The organism is Acinetobacter defluvii (assembly GCF_001704615.3).
Classification (GTDB): domain Bacteria; phylum Pseudomonadota; class Gammaproteobacteria; order Pseudomonadales; family Moraxellaceae; genus Acinetobacter; species Acinetobacter defluvii.
In genome coordinates this window covers 1,368,646-1,387,994 of the sequence record NZ_CP029397.2, presented here as the reverse complement: position 1 = coordinate 1,387,994, position 19,349 = coordinate 1,368,646, and the positions used below count along the sequence as shown (strand labels likewise).

Genomic DNA, 19,349 nt, shown 5'->3' with positions numbered 1-19,349 from the left:
AAGCGAAATGCCCAATATATACAAAAAAAAGTGATAAAAATAAGACAAAATTCAATCGACAAAAACGAAAACATTTTAGCTACTGCACTGCGATAACGGCGCCAATATAGCACTTAGGTTACATTTTTAAAACAAAATTAAAATCAATTTTTTCAGAAACTTAAATTAATTTCTTAAAATTATAGGACAAAAATCATATTCTTTGTACACTTTACATACAATTGATTTTTAATGACGGTAAGCACTGTTAATTCATACTTTAAAATATTTCATCATTTTCTTGATTGTGTATGATAAACAATCAAACACTGTCATATCAATTATTTTTAGAATATCCGATCGTAGTCTTTTATTGCTTTGTAAAATCCGAAGATTTTTAAAAATTGCTTTTCTAAAAGTATTCTTGCACAATGATTAGAGCAATTACTCTAATTTTAATGAAAGGCATAAAAATGATTGGTGATCGAGAGTGGATGACACTTACACAAGGCAAATTAAGTTTTAAAAACAAAATAACATTGATGAAAACAGTGATGTTGCCCTCAACACTGACTTTTGTTCAGTCAAAATTCTCTAGATCTGAATTACACAGTGATTTAACCTTAAGCAATATTCATATCCCCGACACCGCTATAGTTAAAGAAGCTATTTCAGCATTAGAACAAACCAAATCACGTGAAATCATTCAACATTCTTGGCGTTGTTTCTTTTGGGGTATTGCCATCGCCCATACAAAACAATGGCAATTTGATGATGAGAACTTTTTAATCGCAAGTTTAATGCATGATGTGGGCTTAGTGGATCACAAAGCAGAATATCAAAGCTGTCAATGCTTCACATTTGAAAGTGCCTTACGTTCAGAGCGTTTATGTCAGCAACATGATTATCCAAAACATAAGACGCAACAAGTTTCAGATGCCATTTGTTTACATATGAATGGCTATTTAGATGAAAATGATCACAAGATCGCCAAAGAAATTTTACTATTACAACAAGCCACAGCTTATGATGTAATCGGTACACAACCTCATTTAATTACTCAACGTTATTATTCTGAAATCTTAGCGCACTATCCTAAAGATCATTTTAAAACACATTTTCAAGACTTGATTAAGCAAGAAACTCAACGCCATCCAAATTCTAGAACAGCACTACTCAGTACTTTGGGTTTAAAGTTGATGCTACAACGCCATAACAACTAAATACAAGGAAAAAGGAAAGATGATGAACAAAACCTATTTACAGCGTCATATTACATTTCCACAGAGCAATCCGATTTTAGTGGATGTTTATCAAATTCCTCAACAACAGCATACTGTTATTATTTTACCTGCACTGGGTGTTGCAATTCAAAAATATGAAAAATTGATTCAGCACTTACTCGAACAAGGTTTGAATGTCGTTGCCGCAGATTATCCTGGCTGTGGACGCAATACACCGCAAGTTTCTGCCACATTTGATTTTGGCTATGCCGACTTATTGGGCTACTTTATGCCCCAACTCGTGCAAATTGCAAAAGAATTGTCATCACAATCACCTGTTTTATTGGGGCACAGTTTAGGTGGACATTTAGCCACATTATATGCACAGCATCATTGGATTAAAGTCATCGGTATTGCTACAGGTAATATTGGGTTAACGCATTGGAATATGAAAGGAAAAATTAATATTTTAAAAGCGGCAGCTATTTTCAATAGCATGATTTTAAAAGATGGTTATCTCGCAGGTCATAAAGTCGGTTTTGGACAAAAAGAAGCCAAAACTTTAATAAGAGACTGGTCAAAAGTGATTTTTACAGGAAATTATCGGCATATTTTGGCAGAAGAAACACTTTCAGAAAATGAAGCATTATTTATACAGTTTATTGGTGATGATTTTGCACCAATGTCATCTACACTGGGACTCAGTCATTACTTTAAAAATCCACATATTTTACAGCTTGATCTAAGCCAGACCTTAAAGGGCAATCAACACAGTGTCTGGCTCAAACAACCTGAGGAAGTTGTAAATATCATAAAGCAATTTATTTCGAGCTAAATACATAAATCGCATCACCCTATACAGCCAGTCATACAACAACCATAATCAGAAGTATTGCTTGAGATTGCACTGAAATTTATCAGCCAATTGCACACACTGCAGTTTTTGTGAATGTTCAACATGCATATGCTTGGTATGACGTTTATATTCAAATCGGCTGTTGCATTTTCATATTTTATCGAAGCCTAGTCTGTGCTTTTTCTGAGTGTAATTTTTTTTAAAAACCACTCACTTCACATACGCTTATTGAATTAACCTTTCCACTCAAAACCACTAAAAGCTTCATCTTGTTTCAGGGTGTTTTCAACAGCATTTGCTAGTTGATTAATCATGCTTTGCGTTTCAATTTTTTTAAACCAAACTTGTTGTTCATCTACATGAGCAGAAATTTGACAAGTCAGCAGCCCCTCTTCATTTAAACGACAATTAACGCCCAAACCTACAGGATGATTTTCAACTGTCACGGCTAGATTTTCTTCAGAAGTTGTGGCTTGCGCTTTAAAACCGTATTGCACAAGTTGTTTTGATAATAAGTCAGTCACATATTCTTGAGTGACATGACATCTATTTGCTCCATGTTCAGCATTTTTCACATGGTTTTCGCAGTTTGCAGTAAATTGTAATGTTCTCATTGCTTCATCCAAAATGCTTTATAGTTGTATGGTTTTAGAATAAGCAATAAAAACTCAACAGCCAAGCGTTTGCTTGGCTGTTGTCGAACAAATATACAAATATTAGACTATTTATTCAGTAACTTGAATATTTAAACCCGCTTGACTTGCTAACTGTGTAAAGGTTGGGAAACTTGTCGCTACAGTTTCAGTACCCATAATTTTAATTTCTTCTGAATTACGTAAACCTGCCATTGAGAAGCTCATCGCAATACGGTGGTCATGATGGGATTCAATTTCACCACCCGTGAAGATTGCGCCCCATTCACCTGATTTGCCTTTTCCTTCAATAATAATGCCATCATCTGTTGGTGTGCAGTCGATCCCCATGGTTTTTAAACCATCCGCCATCACTTGAATACGGTCAGATTCTTTGACACGTAATTCGGCAGCACCCGTCAACACGGTTTGACCTTCCGCACACGCTGCAGCAATAAACAATGCTGGGAATTCATCAATCGCTAAAGGCACTTGCTCTTCAGGCATATGAATACCTTTAAGGGTACGACTGCCACGAATACGAATGTCTGCAATCGGTTCACCGCCTGCAATACGTTCATTTTCAATGGTTAAATCCGCACCCATTTGCTTGAGGATTTCAATCACACCTGTACGGGTTGGGTTAATTCCTACCGCTTCAAGGGTTACATCTGAACCCTCAGTAATTGCTGCACCCACCATAAAGAACGCTGCTGATGAAATATCCGAAGGTACTTGAATCTCAGTACCCACCAACTTCCCACCACCTTGTAGCGAAATACGGTTGCCTTCAGTTTTCACCTCATAACCAAATGCACGAAGCATACGCTCAGTATGGTCACGTGTTGGCTCAGGCTCAGTCACAGAGGTTTCGCCTTCTGCCCACAAACCTGCAAGTAAAATCCCTGATTTCACCTGAGCCGAAGCCATTGGCAAGTCATAATGAATGCCTTTCAGTGCTTGCGCACCTGTGATTGAAATTGGTGGTGTACCACGTTCACCCGTTGTCTGAATCTGTGCGCCCATTTCACGTAAAGGCTTCGCAATACGCTCCATCGGACGTTTAGACAATGACGCATCGCCTGTCATCACAGAATCAAATTGCTGTGCAGCCAACATACCCGACAGCAAACGCATTGAAGTCCCTGAGTTGCCCATATACAGCGCCGTTTTAGGTGCTTTTAAGCCATTGATGCCGACACCATGAATAGTCACTTCGCCATTTTTCGGCCCTTCAATGCTTACACCCATATCACGAAAAGCCTGCAAAGTTGCAAGCGCATCTTCCCCCTCAAGGAAACCTGTCACATGCGTTGTACCTTCCGCAATCGCCCCAAACATGATGGAACGATGTGACACTGATTTGTCACCTGGCACGGTAAATTTACCTTTAAATGTCTTCTCACCCGGCAAAATGGTAAATTGTTGTGTCACCTTATTTTTCTCCATCAAAGGTTTATTGGCGAGCATGTGATTGAAATGCTGACGTACGGCTTGCGCATGTCCAAGCAGTCCCATCAATGCCTGTGAATCTTCATTTTCAATGAGTTGGCGCAAAGTTGCGAGTTGAGTTTCAAAACCATCTACAGCGTTGAGAATGGCTTTTTTATTGGCAAAGAAAATATCGTGCCACATCTGCGGATCACTGGCAGCAATCCGAGAAAAATCACGAAAACCACCTGCGGCATAACGGAAAATATCGAGATTATCTTCACGATTGGCAAGTTGTTCAACCAAATTAAATGCCATCAAATGTGGTAAATGACTGGTATGTGCAAGCACTTCATCGTGCTTATCGACATCCATACAGATCACTTCAGCTTTTGCGGCTTGCCACAGCTGAGTCAGTTTTTCTATAGCCCAGTCGGCACTACTTGCTAAAGGCGTTAAAATCACCTTGTGATTGGAAAATAAATCTACTTTCCCAGCATGTACACCTGTATGTTCTGCCCCTGCAATCGGATGCCCGGGTACAAATCCTACAGGTAAATTTTCACCAAAAACCGTTTTAGCGGCAGCAACGACATTGCCTTTGGTACTACCTACATCAGTAATAATAGTATTTGCAGACAAATATGGCTGAATGGTTTCTAAAACTTTTTGAGTCGCTCGTACAGGTAAAGCCAAGACAACTAAATCCGCATCTTTCACCGCTTCCACAGGATCAGTAAAACCCTCTGAAATAATGCCCAATGCTTTAGCATCTTCTAAGGTTTTTTTAGAACGTGTCGACGCAACAATCGTATTTGCTAACTTTTGTGCAACAATGACACGTGCCAAACTTGAGCCAATTAGTCCAAGACCAATAAATGCAACTTTATTAAATAAAGGTTGTGACATATTCATAACAACCCAAACTTACAAGACAGCGAGGGGGTAAGAACCTAAAACACGCACTTCTTTAACCAATGGACGAATTTCTTCAATGGCAGCTTTAACATTGTCTTGCTCCACATGCCCTTCAAGGTCAATGAAGAATACATATGCCCATTTCTCAGGCAATGCAGGACGAGTTTCGATACTGGTTAAGCTGATATTGTGTTTTGCAAATGGAGCAAGAATTTCCAATAATGCCCCTGCACGGTCATGTGCAGAAATCAGCAATGACGTCTTGTCATTACCACTTTGTGGAATTTTTTCACGACCAATCACAAGAAAACGCGTGGTATTTTCAGGATTATCTTCAATATTACCGTGCAAAATTTCTAAGTCATAAATGCTTGCCGCTACATCAGATGCAATCGCTGCCGAATGCCATTCATTACGGATACGACGTGCTGCCTCCGCATTTGAGCTTAGCGCAACCCGCTCAACTCCTGGATAATGTACATCTAGCCAGCCACGACACTGGGCTAAAGTTTGTTGATGTGCATAAATTTGTTTAATACTGTCTTTACGGGTATTTGAAGAAATCAAGAATTGGTGATGAATACGTAACTCAACCTCACCGATCACATTTAAATGCGATGCTTTAAAGCAATCCAAAGTATGGTTGACCACACCTTCAGACGAGTTTTCAACCGGCACTAAACCATAATGTGCACTGCCCGCTTCTACTTCACGGAATACTTCATCAATGGTTGGTAATGGGCGAACCACTGCATCCTGACCAAAGTGTTTGAGTACTGCCGAATGTGTATAAGTTCCAACAGGACCTAAGAATGCAATACTTTGCGGTGCTTCAAGTGCTAAACACGCAGACATAATTTCACGGAACAAACGTGCCATAGTTGTATCAGATAATGGTCCTTCATTACGTTCCATGACATTGCGCAATACTTGTGCTTCACGTTCAGGACGATAAAACAACGGATTCTCTTCTGCTGCAAATTTTGCTTTAGCAACTGCTTCCGCCAGTTTTGCACGGCGATTAATGAGTTGTTGAATTTGCTGATCTACAGAATCAATATCTTCACGGATTTGAGCAAGATCGAGAGAAGTCGTGTTTTGATCATCGTTGATCATTGTTATATCGCCCTTTTAAAAGTCAAGAATTACGAGAGGTTTGAATATTTAACCGCTGACAGTATAACAATAGTTCAATTCATTTTGTTGCAAAATACTGCTTTTATCTAAGTTTAAATCTAAGCTCTAGCACACTAAAACCCAGTTTTTATTCATTACTTTTAAACAATTTATTTACAAAGCATCTACAGAATTTTATCAAGTGCCATTTATGATAAAAACAACAGCGCAATTCGAGCCATAGAATATGAATAAGAGAATCGCCGTTTTTATTACCCATGATTTTGAAGATACCGAATACCATCAACCTGTCGAAGCCTTTCGCGCAGCCAGTCATTCGGTACGTAACATTGAAAAGACCGCAGGAAATATCGTCTACAGCAAGCAACGAAAATCAGCCGTGAGTATTGATTTTGGTATTGATGAAATTACAGTACAAGATTTTGATGCGTTAATGATTCCTGGCGGAAATTCCCCTTATCATCTTAAGCAAGACACTCGATTTATTGATTATTTACGCAATTTTGCCAACGCACAGAAGCCTATTTTTTTATGTTGCTATAGCCCACATTTATTGATCGATGCACAAATTGCGATAGGACGCCGTTTAACCTCAATTGAAGCGATGATTCAGGAATTAAAAGACGCTGGTGCTGTAATATTTGATCGTGAGGTGGTCAACGATAATAATCTTTATATTTCATCACGCTCTACGCAAGAACTTCCTGTATTTATTGATGAATGCTTAAATGTTCTACGTGCTTGAGTCTCTTAGGACTTACTGTTTAGCTCATGGCAATGATAACAATCTTTTAAAAAACCACTCTAAACCTTATAACCAAAAAAGAAATACTGCTTAGACCATAGGCAAATATCTTTCATTAAAAATCCAAAACCACAAAAATAAAGCCCAATTATTCCAACCATCATGTTCAATACAAATGCTAAGCCTTGACTAAAAACACCATGTTAAGCAGTGAATAAATCATAAAAACTGAAAAATTAAAATAATTAAATCCATGCCCCAATGATTTCTTACCCACAATGGCTTTTTATACTGTGCTAAAGTCGTCAATTGTTTATTCATAGCTAATTTTGAATGATTGAGTGAGGTTATTAAAATATTGGCTCTGTTATAGTAAAAAAGCCACCTAACGGCAACTTCTTTTGGTACAACCTTCGATACTACAACACTTTTATATGATGCAATGCGAAAAATAATTAACGCCCTAACATACCACGTGCTACGATTTCTTTCATAATTTCATTCGTTCCACCATAGATACGCTGGATACGTGCATCTACAAAGAACCGTGAAATAGGATATTCAGTCATATAACCATAACCACCAAATAACTGTAATAAACTGTCGATGATTTTCATTTGCATGTCGGTGCTAAAGCTCTTCAACGCAGCGGCAGTTTCTACATCTAGCTTGCTTTCTTTATATAAAGCTAAATTTTGATTATAAAATGCTGCTGTTGCCAACTCATCAATTTTTGCTTGAGCTAAAACAAAACGTGAATTTTGGAAGCTGCCAATTTTTTGTCCAAATGCTTGACGCTCTTGCACATATTGAGTGGTTACATCAATTGCACCACGAATCGCACCCAACGCTGTTGCAGCAATTGCTGTACGTTCACGTGGCAATTCTTGCATCAAATATGCAAAGCCTTGCCCTGCATTACCCAATAACTGATTTGCAGGAACTTTGACATTGTCAAAGAATAACTCTGAAGTATCTTGTGAATGTAAACCAATTTTGTCTAGATTTGTGCCTTTTTTAAAGCCTTCTAAATGCGTATCCACTAACAATAATGAAACGCCTTTTGCTCGTGCTTGGGGATCAGTTTTTGCAGCCAAAACGACCAAATCTGCATGCTGACCATTAGAAATAAAGGTTTTTGAACCATTTAACAGATAATGATCACCATTTAAAATGGCAGAAGAACGCATACCTTGTAAGTCAGAACCCGCACCTGGCTCCGTCATTCCGATTGCACCAACGACTTCGCCTGAAACCATTTTAGGTAACCAATATTGTTTTTGCTCTTCATTGGCAATATGTAAAATATAAGGTGCTGCAATTTCAGAATGACAAGAAATCGCTGTAGAAAGTGCGCCATAACCTGCACGTGCAGACTCTTCCACCAACATTAAAGAATATTCTGTTGGGACACCATAACCGCCATATTCTTCAGGGACGTCTACACATAAGAAACCATTTTCACCCAAAAGTGTCCAAACTGAACGAGGCATTAAGCCTTCTTTTTCCCATTGCTCATAATGTGGAGCAATATGTTCACTCATAAAACGTTTGAAATTATCTTTAAAGAGTTCTAAGTCTGCATCATATGCCAACATTTTTTGATATTCCTTTTACTACACTTATTTTTGGGTTTAATTTCTTGGATGTTATATAGTTTTTAATGTTTTGTCATGAACATCAGTGACACGCCTTGAATGTTAGAAATGTCAATACGATTAAAAAACATCTACTCTATTTAAAAAATTGTTAGTAATCGTTTTTAGATCTTAATTATTGAGCGTTTAAATTAAACATCAAAAATCGTTCAAAAAGTAGACTAAATATATCTCCATCACCTACATATCATAAAATATTGAAAATAAATTAAATTTATATGTTTTTAATTTTATATTGAAAAATTGAATTAGCATAACATTTAGAATATTTTTAGAACATTCACCAACTTAGTGGATAATACCCGTCTAACAATCATTGTGGGATGATGCACTTGATTAACAACAATTAAATACAAGATTAAAGCGTATTTACAGTGTTTCAATAGATTAATTTTTGAGTTAAATATGGGTAGATTCAAAAAGGAATTGAAGGCTTTTTAGTAGGCTGAAACTTGTTAATCAAATCAGCATAAAATTTATTGTAGAATAATAAATCTGTGTACTTTGATGTAAACAGAATAAAATTTCATACTGGTAATCATACAAATATTGCATATAATAAAAACCATACTTCCAATAAGACTTAATTTAATTATGAAATTTACGACATTTTTATTCGGTTCTAGTCTATTTATTACCTCCTTGTTTAATATTACTCAAGCAACTGAGCTTGATGATTATTTGGTTCAACAGAAAATTATCGATGCAAACTATAAAATAAAAAACACAAAAAGATTAGCGAATGTTTTAAGTTATCTCAGTGATGAAGATTCACGCACTTTACCCTTACAAATTGATCAAAACACTTTAATTGAAAAATTACGCTTATATCCGAATTATATCGAAATTCAAGGCATTATTACTTCACCAGATTTTAAACAATTTACTCAAAGTATGCCTCCGCAAGATGTTAATAAATTATTTACAGATAATTTAATACGAAACTGTAATCATTTATTTGAACATCAATTTCAACGGGTAAATCCTTATGAAGTACGAATGAAACTTTCTACTGATGAAAAGCAATATGCTTTAAAACTACAAAACACTCAATGTCAGTTTTGAACTAAGAATAATGCAAAAGTTTTCATTAAATTAAATCATTAGGGAACTTTTGCATTATCAATTTATTATATGCATATCAATCCTGATCATTATCTAGACACCTTGCATGGTCGTCTTTGGACATTAGAAAGAAATGTTGCAGCATGGCGACAATGTTTCACCGATCTTCATTATACTTTAAGCCATAATACTCAAAATCATGATGTATATATTTTAATTGGCTGTCAGGCGAGTGGTAAAAGCACATGGGCTAAACAGCATCTTTTAAAGCATCCTGATGATATTGTATTCGATGCAATTTTAGTGAAAAAGTCTGAGCGACAGCCAATTATAGAGCTCACCAAAAAATTCAATCAAAATTGCATAGCGGTATACTTTCAGACTCCTTTAAAAATTTGTCTGCAAAGAAACCAACAAAGACCTCAAGATCAAGTCGTCAGTGAACATGCTTTAACAAATGTCTATAAAGCATTAGAACTACCAACACATAAAGAAGGGTTTGATCAGATCATCATCATTGATACTTAGAAATAATGTTATACGTTTTATTTTTCATAAATACCTCATTAAAATAGATTAATATTTTCACTAATACTATTAATTTTTAAATATCTATTTAATAAAATAAAATCATGAGAAAGTTATAAATAAATTTTATTTATCTTTTATCATATATATTATATTCACAAAATTTTACTAAACTGCATAATAATTAAATTCTATGTATAAGATATTTAGTTAAATTAAAAACTATAAAACTTATTTAGGTCTATTATTTATGTTGAAATCAAATTTTAGAAGATTGCTGTTGATTGGTGGTGTTGTAGTGTTAGCAAGTGCAACTTTAGTGCATGCGGGAAATGAAGATATTCCTACTGTACAACAAGTGGACTTAAAAAAATACTTGGGAGAATGGCATGAAATTGCACGCAAGCCATTATATTTTCAAAGAATGTGTGACTATAATGTAACAGCACACTATTCATTAAACAGCAATGGTAATGTTAAAGTAGATAATCAATGTTTTGATAAACATGGTAAGTTAAAGCAATCAATTGGTGAGGCATTTGTTAAAAATTCACCCAACAACTCCAAGTTAAAGGTCAGCTTTCTACCTGATATAATCCGTTGGTTGCCTATTGCTCGTGGTGATTATTGGATATTAAAACTCGATGAAAATTATCAAACAGCATTAGTCGGCAGTCCCAATAAAAAATATTTATGGGTTTTAAGCCGTACAACTACACCAGATAAAACTATTATTGATGAGTATTTAGATTATGCCAAATCACTAGGTTATGATTTAAGCGACGTTATTTACACCAAACATAAATAATATATAAATTGTAAATACCTTTCTCCTCTTATTTATATTAAGAGGAGAAGTTCTAAACTATATACAACTATGAGTGATTCTAATGTGTAGTCCACCACCATGGCATTACAGCACTTTTTAAAATTTTTCGATGTTTTTTATAATTTTCATCATGCTTTTCAACTTCTGACCAAAATGCAGAACTATGATCAAAATGCCGTGTATGTGCTAACTCATGTATGCTGACATAACGGGTAATTGCTTGATCACATAACACCAAAGCACTATTCAACATAATATCATGTCGAGCGGTACAACTCCCCCAACGGGTTTTCGGCTGACGGATTGCACATTCACCAAACTTTAAACCTGTTTCAACACTGACCTGTTGTAAATAAATCGGTAAATAATGCTTTGCATAAGCGATTACAAAAGCTTTTAAATAACTTTCAGGCTGACGATCACTAATGAAAAGTTGATAACTTTTCTCATCGAAAATAAAAGAGTTTTTCTGCCTTTGATAATTAATTTGTAAAGGTTGCTGTAAATTAAATAATTTTAATTCTGCTGGTAATATTCTATCTAATTGTTCTACTTTTTCTTGTTGTTTTTGCCAAGTTTCTATCATCCATTGTTCAGATTGTTGTAAAAAATCTTGAATCTGACATTTTGTACAAAATCTAGGTACAGTTAAGCGAATTTGAGTTGGCTCAACACGTAAACGCAATCGAGTTGCTCGTGCATGATGAGTGATTTGGATTTCAGGGAGATTTGGCGTCATTTATTTTATAATTAGTTTTGAAATTCCCTCTCCTTTCAGGATGAGAAACTAAGTTTCGCAAGAGGGAGAGGTTTGCTTTACCCTTCATCCTCTTGCGGAGTAAACTCCTCATCCCCAAGGGAGAAGGAACATTAATACAAATTCAATTAAACCGCAGTACGCTCTTCAATACCGTTATCCGTCGCAACAACAGCAATATCCGCTTTATTAATGGCGAAAATACCATTACACACTACACCCGGAATATCATTCAAGGTCTTTTCTAACTCTAAAGCATTTAAAATATTTAAATTGAATACATCCAAGATCACATTACCATTATCCGTTACAACACCTTCACGGTAAACAGGATCGCCACCGAGTGATACGATTTTACGTGCTACCGCAGAACGAGCCATTGGAATCACTTCTACAGGAAGCGGAAATTCACGTCCAAGTTGCTCAACCCATTTAGAGTCATCTACGATACATACGAATTTTTTCGCAATTGAAGCGACAATCTTTTCACGTGTTAAGGCAGCACCACCACCTTTGATCATGTGCATATGACGATCAATTTCATCAGCACCATCGACATAAGCATCTAAACCGCCTACATGGTTCATATCAACCACTTCAATGCCAAGCTTTTTAAGACGTTGCGCAGTTGCTTCAGAACTTGCCACCGCAGCTTCAAGTTGTAGCTCAGGTAAAAATTCGATCAGGAAGTTGACTGTACTGCCTGTACCTACACCCAAAATGCCCCCTTTTGGTAAGTGTTTTAAAGCAGCTTTTGCTGCTGCTTGTTTTTTCTCATCTTGGGTAGCATAAAGACTCATGACATCTCTCAATAAATTTTCAAATTTCTGCACATTTCGCATAATTTTAAATCGCAAATGCGCAGGGGTTTGTTACAATCAATGCTCATTTTAAACTGTTATATGGAAAATTAACATGCTGTCTCGTTTGGTTCGACAAATATTACAGGCAACGGTGTATGACGTTGCGATCGAAACCCCACTCGAAGCAGCGCCACGAATTAGTGAAAAACTAAACAACAACATTCGCTTTAAACGCGAAGACTTGCAACCTGTCTTTTCTTTCAAACTGCGCGGTGCGTATAACCGTATCAGTCAATTACCGAAATCTCAGTTGGAACGTGGCGTTATTACTGCTTCTGCGGGTAACCATGCTCAAGGCGTGGCGTTATCTGGTCAAAAGTTGGGTATTACCGCCATTATTGTGATGCCAAAGACAACACCTGATATTAAAGTTCAAGCTGTAAAACGTTTGGGTGGGCAAGTCGTTCTACAAGGCGATTCTTTTGATGTTGCCAATAAATACGCGATTCAACGTGCTGCTGATGAAGGCATGACTTTTATTCCACCGTATGACGATGAATTGGTGATGGCGGGTCAAGGGACGATTGCCAATGAAATTTTACGTCAATGGCGTGATGTCGATTATGTATTCGTTGCTGTAGGCGGTGGCGGTTTAATCGCTGGTGTTGCTGCTTACTTAGGTGATGTTGCACCACATGTCAAAGTCATTCCAGTGGAATATGACGAATCAGCATGTTTAAAAGCAGCTTTCGAAGCCAATGAACGTGTCATTCTTCCATCTGTAGGCTTATTTGCCGATGGTACAGCGGTTGCGCAAATTGGTGAAAAACCATTTAAAGTCATTCAATTACAAAAATCAGATAACTCAGGTCCAATTGTTGAACGTGATGTTGTACTTGTGAATACCGATGAAATATGTGCAGCGATCAAAGATACTTATGACGAATGTCGTAGCATCGTTGAACCATCGGGTGCAATGGCTTTGGCAGGGATTAAAAAATACGTTGCTGAACATGGTATAGAAAATAAAAATATGGTCTCAATTGTTTGTGGTGCCAACATGAACTTTGACCGTTTACGTTATATCGCAGAACGTACCGAACTTGGTGAACGTAAAGAAGCGATTTTTGCGGTCACGATTCCTGAAGAAAAAGGTTCTTTCTTAAATTTCTGCCGTGCTTTACAAGGTCGGAATATTACTGAGTTTAACTACCGTGCAAGTAGTTCTTCTGCGGCACAAGTTTTTGTCGGTATTAGCTTAAAATCAGGAGATAAAGAGCGTCATGACATTTATGATCTGCTAAGTGCAAATTATGATGTGGATGATCTGTCTGATGATGAAGTAGCGAAATTACATATTCGTTATTTGATCGGTGGTCATGCAGACATTGAAAATGAACGTTTATTCCGTGTGGAATTTCCTGAGCGTCCAGGCGCATTACTGACTTTCTTAGAGCGCTTAGGTCCAACCCATAACATTACCCTATTCCACTATCGTAATCATGGTGCGGCAGAAGGACGTGTTTTGGTCGGCTTAGATGCAGAAGATGCACAGCAAAATCCTGATGGTTTAATCGAGACTTTAGAAACGATCACTTATCCATATCAAGAGATTACCAATAATTTGGGTTATCAGCGTTTTTTAAAATAATGGGCATTTAACGATAATTTTATAAAACCAAGCCAGTTTATTATGTAATAGACTGGCTTTTTAAATTTGAGAAATGTTCTAAAAACTCAAATATATAACCACTGTTTTATTTTTCTAAGAAATGCATTAACTCTATCCTGAAAAGCTGATGCTATTGATTTATGTTATGCTTTTTAATTATAAATTGAAAAATCAAATGATTGTTATTCAAGTAATTTACTTAATCCACTACAAATGTGTTGTACTTAAATTTTGAATCTGCATAATTCAAACAAAATTATGTATAAAAAAAATACAATTAAATATAAAATAACTAATTCATCAAGATTTTTTTAGCCAATCTTTTTTTGAAAACTCAACAGCAGAAAAATGAAGGAAATCACACTTAAATCATTGTTTTATATTACTTCTATAAGATCTATGTTTGCGCTCTAGTGTGTGTATTATGACAAAAACATTTATTTATATATCAATTAATTAGCTTTATTTCATTCTTACACATAACAAATATCAATAAAAGCAATTGTTAGTTGTCCCCATTTTTGCCTAAAATACAACATTATTAATTAGAACCATATTTTTAGGTAGCTGACGCCATGACCTTTGTTGTCACTGAAAATTGTATTAAGTGTAAATATCAAGACTGCGTAGAAGTATGCCCAGTGGACTGCTTCTATGAAGGACCTAACTTTCTTGTTATCAATCCAGATGAGTGCATTGACTGTGCGCTTTGTGAGCCAGAATGTCCTGCAAATGCAATCTTTTCTGAAGATGAACTCCCAGAAGGTCAAGAAGTCTTTATTGAACTTAATGCAGACCTTTCACAAAAATGGCCGAACATCACACAAATTGGTGATCAGCCGGAAGACCGTGAAGAATGGAATGGCAAACCAGATAAATTGCAATATTTAGAAAAATAATCCATAAAAAGATCAGCTAAGCTGATCTTTTTTATAATTCCAACTAAAATTGTACATTTGTTTGCAATTTATACAGATTATCTCCTCAGTATTGACATAAAATAGCAAGTTAATTCACAAGCACATTTATTAGAATGAAAGATATTTTGAAGGGCTTATTAGCCATCAGCATAGTTCCAATGATGATGATCGGATGTACATCCACCCCTCAAAAAGGTCAAACGATTGGCACGCCTACACCTAGCCAACGCATTTATATTCCCCAAGAAAAAGTGGTGATTCAACCTACTACACCACAAAAAACCATGCCCGCATCATATCGTTATTGGTTAATGCAAGGTGACAATCAGGCACGTGCACGTGAATACGAACGTTATTTAGAACAAAATAATGTAGGAAATATCATTCCTAGTTTTGAATTATTCCGAACTGCACGGGATTGGCAAAAATGTGGACGTGAAGAATATATGATCCCAAGTCGTGAAGTGTGGTCGAACCAAATTGCGACTTTACGTGTGTTTAAATATTTAATTGCCAGTAAGGTTTTAACTGATTTTGAAGTGACCTCAGTTTATCGAGATTTACCACTTAATCAATGTGCAGGTGGCGCAGGCTCTTCACGCCATTTATTTAACTCTGCCATTGACTTTCGGATTGGTCCAGCCTACCCACAAGCACAAGATTACGCATTTATTGAAAATACCAAATTTAAACTGTGCCAATTTTGGTCACAATATGGTCAAAACTTCAATATGGGCTTAGGTTTATACGCTTCTGGTCAAATTCATATTGATACACAAGGTTATCGTACGTGGGGACCTGACCACAGTCGAAATAGCTCAATGTGTAATTTCTAATTTAAGAACAAAGCATTTCTAAATAAAGAGGTCAACTGACCTCTTTTGTATATTCTGATGTTAAAAATTTAAATTGGTATTGAAATAAACCAACGAGAATTGCACTCTGCGTATAAAAGTTTAAAATGCAGCTCATTCAAAATAGCCAATCTTATTTAGGTGAAATCATATGCAACAAATGTGGTCAGACATCGATGCTTATATCGAATCACATTTAATTCCAGAAGATTCAATTCTTACGCAAACTTTAAAACATACTGATGAGCGAGGCTTTCCTGATCATTTAGCCGTTGCGCCCAATCAAGGTATGCTATTACAAATGCTCATTCAAATGAACCAATGTAAACGTGTTTTAGAATTAGGAACTTTTGCAGCATATAGCACCATGTGGTTGGCACGTGCGCTACCCGAAGACGGTTATATTTTAACAATTGAAGGACGCGATACCCATGCGGCTTTAGCGCAAGAAAATATCGACAATGCCAAGTTACCACAAACTATTGATCTGAAAGTAGGACGTGCCGCTGAAATTTTAAAAACTTTACCGAATGATACAGCAGCATTTGACTTTATTTTTGTGGATGCCGATAAACAAAGCTATCCTGAATATTTAGAGTTAAGCTTAAATTTATCACATTCAGGAACGATCATTGTGCTAGACAATGTCATTCGTGCTGGCGATATTTTAGACCCAGAAAACATCAAACCAAGTATTCAAGGCATTCGTGACATGTATAAAGCCATGCAAAATCATCCAAAGATTTTATCATGCACTGCGCTACAAACTGTGGGAAGTAAAGGGCATGATGGTTTTGCTATCGCCATAGTAAAGTAATCGTTTTTTTGTATTAGTAATTAAGCTATTTGAATTACTCATGATAGACATAACACTGTAGGCTAAATGCTTAATTTTAAAATGAGTTATCCACTAAATTTGTTTGTAGATGTGTGGATAACTCATTTATAACTAGATAAGTTAATGAAAATAAATAAATATTTTTAAAAGATCGTTTTTTATACGATTTAACTCTCCACAAAAATATTGATAAATATTTTAAAAAAATCAAGTGGTTTGGTCATATTTTTTATTACAAACAAGAAAATACCATAATTACATTGTAGTTATGGTATTTTTTAGGTCTAAGTTTTGAATACTTCTATTTTACAACTAACAACGGCACATTTGCGCTTCGGAAAATACTAGTGGTGACACTTCCTAAGAAAAATTGATGGATTTTACTGTGGCTAAATGCACCTAAAACGATGAGTTGGATCTGATGTTGATTCTGATAATCTAAAATATTGTCAGCAACATCACCGTAACGATATTCAATCACCACATCTAAACCAGCCTCTTTCAGACGGTTTGCAGGCTCATTTAAAATTTCTGGATTATCTCCAACATACAACAAGTGGCATTGTAACTGGCGCAATAAATCACTTTTTGCAACACGTTCTAGCATTTTCTGACAAGTTTCAGAATATTCATATGCAAAGATAAAACGTGTCGGTGCTTTGAAGGTTTCACCTACAGTTAATACTGTACATTTTGCACCACGAATAAAGTTTTCAACGTTGCTGCCAATTGTTTTATTTTTCTCAGCTGAACGCTCCCCCACTCGACCAATCACAACAAAGTCATCTTCTCTCAGCACATTAAAGCTTTGCTCTAAAAAATCCCCTTTTTCTTGTATATGTGATGGAATAATGCCATATTTTTGCTGAATGGTTTCAGAAATATGTTTAAGTAAATTATTACTATAATCTAGTGCCAGATCACTCTGCTTTTGTTCTAATTCTGCTAGCTCTTTGAGCAACATCGCATTACTTTCAAATCCAATTACCCCACTGATCTCACCTAAGTGATAACTCGCAGGATAATAATCAAGTACTTGTAGCAGCACCAACTCACGGTTGGTTTTTTGAGCAATCCAAGCAGCAGCCTCAGCCAAAGCATTAATACAAGGTGAAGAATCAATACATGCAATTACGCGTTTCATAGTTGCCTCTCTCTGGCATTGCAGCCCTAGGTCTATTTCTTATGAATAAAAGTATCATAACTTTTTTATAGATTGGGCGTGATCATGTAATTAATTTCATTAAAACACCATGAAATTGTACAAAATGTTAATTTAATCACGATATCGGATAAAACGAGCAGGATTTCCCGCCACAATTTCTTTTTCAGCAACATTTTTTGTCACCATACTATGCATTCCAACCACAGCATGAGCAGCAATGCTAACTCCATCCTTGATACCCACATGTGCACCTAACCAAACATCTTGCCCAATTTCAATCCCTTTAGAAGTTACAGCTTGTTGATAAATCGGTAAATTTAAATCCATACCGTGATCAAAAGCATATAAATGACAATATGCTGCAATACGCACTTGATCATGTAATTTAATCCCTGAGCGCCCACCATCTAAAATACAATGATGATTTATTGCTACTTCATTACCAATGTCTAAGGGACCATGCAAAGTACAATCTGCTGCAATAAAAGTATTATCCCCAATTTTTATAGTACGTCCTGGCTCAGCAAAAATATGAGCGAATGGTGAAATAAAACAGTTTTTGCCAATTTCAACAGTTTCCATTTCCATTAAATACTGCTGATATTCTTGTTGCCATTGCTCTGCCCAAACACGATGTTTCGGTTTAAGCGAATAATACAACCAAGGCATATAATTTAAACGATGTTTATGTTGCTCTCGATATTTTAATAAACGATCTTCAGTCATTATGCTCATCCATGACTTTTAAAGTTTCTCGCCCACGTGTGACGTGTTGAATTTTTTCTGCCAAAGGTACTATTTGATGTCGTTGTAAACGTGCAGAAACGATAACCCCTTCTGCATGATATTGTTCAGTAAATTCAATATTATGTTGATTCAATTCGTATTGAAAAATTGCCCATTCACTAAACCAACATTCAAATTGTACATCTTTTTTTTCAATCAACTCGATCTTTTCAGTCAAGAGTAAACATTGCCCAGCACAACCACCGTAAGCACGCACCAACCCGCCTGTACCGAGTTTAATACCGCCATACCAGCGATTTACCAAGATAATAGTGTTCGTCAGCTCATTACCTTCGATGGTCGCTAAAATCGGACGTCCTGCCGTTCCAGAAGGCTCCCCATCATCATTAAAGCGAACATTATGTCCTATTTTCCATGCCCAGCATTGATGTGTGGTAGACCCATCCAAATGTTTTTCGAGAAAATCTTTAACGTCCTGTTCACTCTCAACAGGTGCGGCAATGGCTTGAAAACGACTTTTTTTAATGTCTTCTTCATAAAAAACTTCGGTTGCAAGGGTAAAAGGCATAAATCTAAAATTTTAAAACATCAA

The 19,349-nt window shown here is 36.2% G+C and carries 19 protein-coding genes; 10 read left to right on the top strand and 9 right to left on the bottom strand.

The window, feature by feature from the left end:
* Positions 1-452 precede the first annotated feature (452 nt).
* Together DJ533_RS08930 and DJ533_RS08925 are read left to right on the top strand one after the other, a co-directional pair.
* Positions 453-1,202, top strand: a complete 750-nt coding sequence (locus DJ533_RS08930) for an HD domain-containing protein (RefSeq protein WP_065992210.1) — start codon at positions 453-455, stop codon at positions 1,200-1,202.
* Positions 1,203-1,221: 19 nt separating this feature from the next.
* Positions 1,222-2,037 carry an alpha/beta fold hydrolase gene (locus DJ533_RS08925; protein ID WP_065992209.1) on the top strand — a complete coding sequence of 272 codons (816 nt, stop codon included), beginning with the start codon at positions 1,222-1,224 and terminating at the stop codon, positions 2,035-2,037.
* A gap of 254 nt (positions 2,038-2,291) precedes the next feature.
* Here DJ533_RS08925 and DJ533_RS08920 read toward each other — a convergent pair whose 3' ends face one another.
* The 3 genes from DJ533_RS08920 to pheA form a co-directional block, all read right to left on the bottom strand.
* The gene (locus tag DJ533_RS08920) at positions 2,292-2,672 is read right to left on the bottom strand and encodes a hypothetical protein (protein WP_065992208.1); all 381 of its coding nucleotides are present in this window, start codon (positions 2,670-2,672) and stop codon (positions 2,292-2,294) included.
* 111 nt (positions 2,673-2,783) lie between these two features.
* The gene (locus tag DJ533_RS08915) at positions 2,784-5,030 is read right to left on the bottom strand and encodes a bifunctional prephenate dehydrogenase/3-phosphoshikimate 1-carboxyvinyltransferase (RefSeq protein ID WP_065992443.1); all 2,247 of its coding nucleotides are present in this window, start codon (positions 5,028-5,030) and stop codon (positions 2,784-2,786) included.
* 18 nt (positions 5,031-5,048) lie between these two features.
* Positions 5,049-6,155 (bottom strand): prephenate dehydratase, encoded by a 1,107-nt coding sequence (gene pheA, locus DJ533_RS08910; RefSeq protein WP_065992206.1) that lies wholly within the window; start codon positions 6,153-6,155, stop codon positions 5,049-5,051.
* A gap of 247 nt (positions 6,156-6,402) precedes the next feature.
* On the opposite strand from pheA, the gene DJ533_RS08905 reads away from it, so the two are divergent.
* Complete coding sequence (locus DJ533_RS08905; RefSeq protein ID WP_065992205.1) at positions 6,403-6,921, top strand: DJ-1/PfpI/YhbO family deglycase/protease; 519 nt, start codon at positions 6,403-6,405, stop codon at positions 6,919-6,921.
* A 455-nt stretch (positions 6,922-7,376) separates the two neighbouring features.
* Here the strand turns inward: DJ533_RS08905 and DJ533_RS08900 are convergent, their stop codons facing one another.
* Entirely contained in the window at positions 7,377-8,519 is a 1,143-nt protein-coding gene (locus DJ533_RS08900) for an acyl-CoA dehydrogenase family protein (RefSeq protein ID WP_065992204.1), read from the bottom strand.
* A gap of 654 nt (positions 8,520-9,173) precedes the next feature.
* Between DJ533_RS08900 and DJ533_RS08895 the strand changes: the two genes are divergently transcribed.
* The 3 genes from DJ533_RS08895 (at position 9,174) to DJ533_RS08885 (ending at position 10,980) form a co-directional block, all read left to right on the top strand.
* A complete protein-coding gene (locus tag DJ533_RS08895) occupies positions 9,174-9,644 on the top strand; it encodes a hypothetical protein (RefSeq protein ID WP_065992203.1) in 471 nt (156 codons plus the stop codon).
* A gap of 69 nt (positions 9,645-9,713) precedes the next feature.
* Complete coding sequence (locus DJ533_RS08890) at positions 9,714-10,172, top strand: AAA family ATPase (protein WP_065992201.1); 459 nt, start codon at positions 9,714-9,716, stop codon at positions 10,170-10,172.
* Between the two features lie 250 nt (positions 10,173-10,422).
* Complete coding sequence (locus DJ533_RS08885; protein WP_065992200.1) at positions 10,423-10,980, top strand: lipocalin family protein; 558 nt, start codon at positions 10,423-10,425, stop codon at positions 10,978-10,980.
* 79 nt (positions 10,981-11,059) lie between these two features.
* Here DJ533_RS08885 and DJ533_RS08880 read toward each other — a convergent pair whose 3' ends face one another.
* Entirely contained in the window at positions 11,060-11,740 is a 681-nt protein-coding gene (locus DJ533_RS08880; RefSeq protein WP_065992199.1) for a YgjP family zinc-dependent metalloprotease, read from the bottom strand.
* 146 nt (positions 11,741-11,886) lie between these two features.
* Positions 11,887-12,558, bottom strand: a complete 672-nt coding sequence (gene rpiA, locus DJ533_RS08875) for a ribose-5-phosphate isomerase RpiA (protein WP_065992197.1) — start codon at positions 12,556-12,558, stop codon at positions 11,887-11,889.
* Between the two features lie 115 nt (positions 12,559-12,673).
* Here rpiA and ilvA point away from each other — a divergent pair, with 115 nt between their 5' ends.
* The 4 genes from ilvA (at position 12,674) to DJ533_RS08855 (ending at position 16,824) form a co-directional block, all read left to right on the top strand.
* The gene (ilvA, locus tag DJ533_RS08870) at positions 12,674-14,212 is read left to right on the top strand and encodes a threonine ammonia-lyase, biosynthetic (RefSeq protein WP_065992195.1); all 1,539 of its coding nucleotides are present in this window, start codon (positions 12,674-12,676) and stop codon (positions 14,210-14,212) included.
* A 596-nt stretch (positions 14,213-14,808) separates the two neighbouring features.
* Positions 14,809-15,132 carry a ferredoxin FdxA gene (gene fdxA / locus DJ533_RS08865; protein ID WP_054582200.1) on the top strand — a complete coding sequence of 108 codons (324 nt, stop codon included), beginning with the start codon at positions 14,809-14,811 and terminating at the stop codon, positions 15,130-15,132.
* Between the two features lie 134 nt (positions 15,133-15,266).
* Complete coding sequence (locus tag DJ533_RS08860) at positions 15,267-15,989, top strand: D-Ala-D-Ala carboxypeptidase family metallohydrolase (protein ID WP_065992193.1); 723 nt, start codon at positions 15,267-15,269, stop codon at positions 15,987-15,989.
* Between the two features lie 169 nt (positions 15,990-16,158).
* Positions 16,159-16,824 (top strand): O-methyltransferase, encoded by a 666-nt coding sequence (locus DJ533_RS08855; protein ID WP_065992190.1) that lies wholly within the window; start codon positions 16,159-16,161, stop codon positions 16,822-16,824.
* Between the two features lie 322 nt (positions 16,825-17,146).
* Here DJ533_RS08855 and DJ533_RS08850 read toward each other — a convergent pair whose 3' ends face one another.
* The 3 genes from DJ533_RS08850 to DJ533_RS08840 all read right to left on the bottom strand — a co-directional run bounded on the left by DJ533_RS08850 (position 17,147) and on the right by DJ533_RS08840 (position 19,325).
* Positions 17,147-17,989, bottom strand: coding sequence for a universal stress protein (locus DJ533_RS08850; RefSeq protein WP_065992188.1), 843 nt, complete (start codon positions 17,987-17,989; stop codon positions 17,147-17,149).
* 132 nt (positions 17,990-18,121) lie between these two features.
* Positions 18,122-18,736 (bottom strand): acyltransferase, encoded by a 615-nt coding sequence (locus DJ533_RS08845; protein ID WP_065992186.1) that lies wholly within the window; start codon positions 18,734-18,736, stop codon positions 18,122-18,124.
* Positions 18,729-19,325 carry an IMPACT family protein gene (locus DJ533_RS08840; RefSeq protein ID WP_065992184.1) on the bottom strand — a complete coding sequence of 199 codons (597 nt, stop codon included), beginning with the start codon at positions 19,323-19,325 and terminating at the stop codon, positions 18,729-18,731. Before DJ533_RS08840 ends, DJ533_RS08845 begins: the two co-directional genes overlap by 8 nt.
* Positions 19,326-19,349 lie beyond the last annotated feature (24 nt).